We start from the raw sequence: 5,150 nt of genomic DNA on the forward strand, positions 1-5,150 counted from the left end.
TTTGTTCATTTGCCAGCTTAACAGCTTCCAATTTGAATTCTGCCGTATATTCTCTTACCATTTCTAATCCTCCAAAATTTTATTTTACCCGAAAAAACTCTTTTCTTTCTCTCCACTTTTTCTGGGTAAGGTCAGAAATTTAATGATCCAGGATATACTCCTTTGTTAAGGGAGATTGAGCATTTTCGAATATTTCTTGAGTGCTTCCAGACTCAACAATTCTGCCATTATGAAAGAAAATCACACTATCAGATAACTTCTTAGCTTGCTTCATTGAATGAGTTACCATAATTATAGTAAATCTTAATTTCAGCTCTTGTATAAGATTTTCGATTGCATTGGTTGCCATTGGATCAAGAGCGGAGCACGGTTCATCCATTAATAAAATAGTTGGCTTCACTGCAATTGCGCGAGCAATGCATAGTCTCTGTTGTTGGCCACCGGATAAATTGAGTGCGCTATCTTGCAATCTGTCCTTCAATTCTTCCCATAAACCAACCTTGGTTAAACTATTTTCCACCATCTCATTCAATTTTTGCTTATCCTTCGCCATACCATGCAATTTTGGCCCACAAGCAACATTATCATATATTGATTTTGGAAAAGGATTTGGCTTTTGAAATACCATACCAACTTTTGCTCTAAGTAGTACAACATCCATATCGCGTGAATATATATCACCCAGCCCATCGATATCTAATTCACCAACAGTTTTGCAACCTGGTACATAGTCATTCATACGATTAAAACAACGCAAAAATGTTGATTTACCGCACCCGGATGGTCCGATAAAAGTAGTAACTTTTCTTTTATAAATATTCAAATTTATATCGAATAAAACTTGCTTAGAGCCGTACCAGAGATTTAAATCTTTAACAGAGGCACGTGTATTGCTCATATCACATCCTGCATTGAATAGAGCCCCGGAATTTCTCTTTTATTTTCGTATAGCCATACTGCTGCTTGAACAGCTCCTCTAGCAAATGTTGTGCGATCAATTGCTTTGTGGTTTAGTTCTATCCGTTCATCAGAATTAACAAACATCACGCTGTGATCTCCTATTACTCCACCTCCACGAGATACTGCAAAACCTATTCCCCCCTTTTTCCTTATGTTTGAACCACTATGTAAATATTGATTGGACTGAAAATCCACTTTTGAAGCGTTAGCAATTGTTTTGCCAAGTTCTATAGCTGTTCCAGATGGTGAATCCTTTTTTAAGTTATGATGCATTTCCCAAATCTCAACGTCATATTCATTACCTAAAAGCTCAGCAGCTTTTTTTACCAATTTCAGCAACACATTAACCCCAACACTCATATTTGCTGACCATAATATTGGAACTTCAGCAGCATATTCTTTCAAATCGACACCTTCTATTCCAGTTGTGCCACTAACCAGCGGTGTTTTAAATTTTACAGCTGCTTTAAGGCAGTCTAACATACATTCTTTAGTTGTAAAATCTATTACAACGTCAGATGACTCAAATATGCCACTAATAGAACTTGTAACTTTAATTCCTAGATTGGCTATAATTGGTCCAATATCTGAATCTATGTACTTACTGCCTGAACGGGCAACAGCACCTGCTATTTCCACTTTGGTATTTGTAATTAATTCATTGAGTATTTTTTTGCCCATTCTGCCTAAGCAGCCTATTACTCCAACTCTGATTTTCATAAAGCTTTTTACGTTTATTAAGAATGTTAGGCCTTTTTTTAAGCTCTGTCACTTCTGATCTATATTCTATAGCTGTACGAACACTGCAATTTCAGATCCCAGTGCCTTGACCACAACTATTGCAATATGGTACATAGTGAACGATGTCATTCCAGTCTGGAATCTAGCCTTTCTGCAATCTCATCGAAAACGTTTTTCTATGCTAGTTTGCTTGCTTACAAGCAAACTTTTCTGGATCCCAGTGTCTGGGCACTGGGATGACAGGAGAAGGCACTGGGATGACAAGAATAGGGCACTGGGATCTAGTGGGCTCAAACTACAATGTTTGTACAGTTGTGATCTATATTCTATAGCTGAATAATTTAACAATTCAAAATGAATACATATCCTATTGAGCTCTATATTACATACCAGGTTGCTTTGCCTTTTCCATGCTGAGTGATGTGATTACTCTTTACGAGATTAGATACGTGCTTCTTTAAGGTATTGCAGTTTGCTTTAGTAATATTTTCCAAATCCTTAATTGTAAGACGTCCATGTTTGCTGAGTAGTGCTAATACTTTAGCAGAAAGTGGTGGTAAATAGAGATTTAACACTTTTTCATGTGACACCTTTTGTTCAAGATGAAATTTTTGCTTTTGTAGTGACCTTAAAAAGAATATAAGCCATGGATTAAAATCATAGCTGCTCGTCTTCAAGGATTGTTGAGTACGACGCAAAGCTAAGTAGTAACTCTCCTTATTACTTTCAAGGGAACTGTAAGGTACATAGATATACCCTAACTTTAGTAACAAGAAAGTTGTGAGAATGCGTGATAATCTGCCATTTCCATCCTGGAAGGGATGAATAGCTAAAAAAGTAACTATAAAAATGCCAATAATTAATAGAGGGTGTAACGATTTCACCTCTAATTGCTGGCTAGTCCAATAAATAAGTTCTTGCATTTGTGTTGCTGTCTCAAATGGAGAGGCTGTTTCAAAAACTATGCCCAAGCTTTTTCCAGATTCATCAAACGCTTCAACATGATTGGGGAATTTTTTATATTCTCCCATGTGCCTTTGATCTTTATATGAAAATTGTAAAAGCCAGATGTGAAACTGTTTTATAGTGTTTTCTGTAAATGGCATCTTGTTAAAGTTTTGAAATACTTCTTCACACACATACGCATATCCGGCTATTTCTCGTTCATCTAGAGAACGAAATGAGCGTGTATCAAGTTTGGATAGTAATTGCTCAACTTCACGGTCTGATAATCTTGCCCCTTCAATACGAGTAGAAGAACCAATACTTTCAATTGTTGCAATTTTCTTGAGCATTTGTAAACGTTCTGGAGCTAAATTACCAAACAATTGCCATGCTCCTTTAAATTCATCAATTTCAGCAACTAATTTTAACATTTCAGGTGTTATTACAATTTTTGAAATGTCAAACATATCTGTATTTTTATCTAGGTATATTCAATTATATTCGAAAATATCCTATTAGCAAAGAATACTTGTGAGACACACACTAAAGAATGAATTTTGGTAGGCATAAAAGCAGCTATTTTATGTTAAAATACAACATTTTGATGAAATTATAAGAAAGGCTGGATCCGAGTAGTCAGCTACCCGTCAGTGCATGTTGAAAAATCATTTTATGATCTAAATCAGTTTTTTTACAGGTAACTTCTAAGCTTATCAATTTTTCCAAGATCTTCTTAAGTTCTGAAAGTTGCAAACTTTTCAAATGAGATTTAAAACTCTGCAATTGTTTAAAAAACAATGGAGGGCTTAGCTGATCAATCGCAGCCTGCTCACTCATTCCACCTTGCACTGACAGCAAAACGTTTTCAAGGCGTAGGAAATAATTTGATATAATGCGAATTAGCGCTATCGGTGAAAAATTTTCTTGCGATATCAATGCATCAGAAATTCTAATGAAGCGCGACATATCTTTACTTGCTATGGCAGAGCATAGATCATCAAGTGTAGCATAGTCGTTGCCGGAAGTTGAAAAGCATAATTCTATATCAGTAAGTTTTAGGTCTTTTCTCTCCCCTAAGTACAAAACTAACTTCTCAAGTTCTGAACATATAGGCAGCTTGCTATGATTAAAGTAAGATTGCAAATGGTAGATTATCTCATTTGTGCATTTTATATCATTTTGTTTTAAGTAACTTGATATAATATCATAAAGATTGCTGTTGCTGTCTTTATAGCAAGCAATCACACCAAAAATTTTTGAACTCTCCATATAACTTTTAGTCGCAGAATTATATGGAAGATCATTTGCTACCATCATTACATAATGACCACTTGCGTTATAATCCAATACATTTTTTAACTCCTTGGATATACCTCCACTCACATTTATCAGCTTAATTAATTTTTTGCTGGTAAACATCGAAACGTTTGCCAATTCAGAAAACAGTAAACTGGGTGACTTATTCACTATTGCAAAACCCATCACCTGAACTGAATACTCGCCCAAATTAGCAATTATTTCTTGTACATAAAAATCAACCCTACTGTTATCACTTCCATGAATTAACACACCACGTAAAGCATCAGGTTTCTCTAGGAATTTTTTAACTTTGGATGGTGTGACCCTCATGCTATCTATATGATATCATTCTCATTTGACTGTACATGAGTATCCAAAGACTCTGAGTCTCCTTGTGCAATATTATGCACATCACCTGCTACATCATCTGACTCTTCTGTTTTTCCTGTAATATAATTATAAAATTTTTTCACAGGTTGAGATATATATTTGGAAAAAAATCCTTCTTCGCTCATATTGCTTACTCCATAAAATTAACAACTTATCATTAGCATATAAATAATAGTATAGCAAAAACTATTTTGTGCTAAGATAGTGATGTTTTATAATGAGTATATTACAAAATTATTAACATTCGAGATCAAAATTAAGCCAACCTGCTTAATACTAGCCTTATAAAATAAACGATAATTAAATATACCGCTGCAACAAGTATAATTGCAGGTCCAGTTAACAAATCAAAACTTGCAGATAACATGAGACCTGATATCCCAGAGATCACAGAAAAAACTGTTGCAACAATAATCATCTGCATTGGAGTTTTCGAAATGAGCCTTGCAGATGCTGCTGGTATTAGCAAAAATGCAGCAATGAGTAATATTCCTATTAGTTGGGCAGCAATTGCTATAAATATAGCAAGAGTGATTAAAAATTCTAGTCTAACAAAGGTAACATTAATTTTTTCAACTACTGCTAAATCTTGATTAATTGAAATCATTAACCAATAACGCCATCTAAATATTAATATCAAAGTAACTACTGCAGAGGTTAAAAAAATCAATACTATATCACTTTGATCGAGCGTTAATATATCACCAAACAGTGAGCTAATAATACTATTATTGCCAGATGGAAGAAAAGACATAAGTATTAAACTCGATGATAAAACTACATTGGTAACAATGTTCAATATCGTATCAGCAGAA

At 34.6% G+C, this 5,150-nt stretch carries 7 protein-coding genes; 1 reads left to right on the top strand and 6 read right to left on the bottom strand.

Annotated features, from left to right (window positions below; genetic code table 11):
* Positions 1-139: 139 nt before the first annotated feature.
* Both pstB and dapB read right to left on the bottom strand, forming a co-directional pair.
* Positions 140-898, bottom strand: coding sequence for a phosphate ABC transporter ATP-binding protein PstB (pstB, locus tag ACIPNH_RS03535; RefSeq protein ID WP_006280935.1), 759 nt, complete (start codon positions 896-898; stop codon positions 140-142).
* Entirely contained in the window at positions 895-1,680 is a 786-nt protein-coding gene (dapB, locus tag ACIPNH_RS03540) for a 4-hydroxy-tetrahydrodipicolinate reductase (RefSeq protein ID WP_010962542.1), read from the bottom strand. Before dapB ends, pstB begins: the two co-directional genes overlap by 4 nt.
* Positions 1,681-1,816: 136 nt before the next feature.
* On the opposite strand from dapB, the gene ACIPNH_RS03545 reads away from it, so the two are divergent.
* Positions 1,817-2,041, top strand: a complete 225-nt coding sequence (locus ACIPNH_RS03545; RefSeq protein WP_274979939.1) for a hypothetical protein — start codon at positions 1,817-1,819, stop codon at positions 2,039-2,041.
* 37 nt (positions 2,042-2,078) lie between these two features.
* Here ACIPNH_RS03545 and ACIPNH_RS03550 read toward each other — a convergent pair whose 3' ends face one another.
* The 4 genes from ACIPNH_RS03550 to ACIPNH_RS03565 all read right to left on the bottom strand — a co-directional run.
* Positions 2,079-3,113 carry a Fic family protein gene (locus ACIPNH_RS03550; protein WP_209472855.1) on the bottom strand — a complete coding sequence of 345 codons (1,035 nt, stop codon included), beginning with the start codon at positions 3,111-3,113 and terminating at the stop codon, positions 2,079-2,081.
* A gap of 169 nt (positions 3,114-3,282) precedes the next feature.
* The gene (gene holA / locus ACIPNH_RS03555) at positions 3,283-4,275 is read right to left on the bottom strand and encodes a DNA polymerase III subunit delta (protein WP_264724133.1); all 993 of its coding nucleotides are present in this window, start codon (positions 4,273-4,275) and stop codon (positions 3,283-3,285) included.
* Between the two features lie 5 nt (positions 4,276-4,280).
* Entirely contained in the window at positions 4,281-4,460 is a 180-nt protein-coding gene (locus ACIPNH_RS03560; RefSeq protein WP_010082539.1) for a hypothetical protein, read from the bottom strand.
* Positions 4,461-4,591: 131 nt separating this feature from the next.
* Positions 4,592-5,150 (bottom strand): metal ABC transporter permease (locus tag ACIPNH_RS03565; RefSeq protein ID WP_400771767.1); only part of this gene is annotated, 559 nt, incomplete at its 5' end.

The organism is Wolbachia endosymbiont of Drosophila barbarae (assembly GCF_044752445.1).
In the GTDB taxonomy this organism is placed as follows: Bacteria; Pseudomonadota; Alphaproteobacteria; order Rickettsiales; family Anaplasmataceae; genus Wolbachia; species Wolbachia pipientis.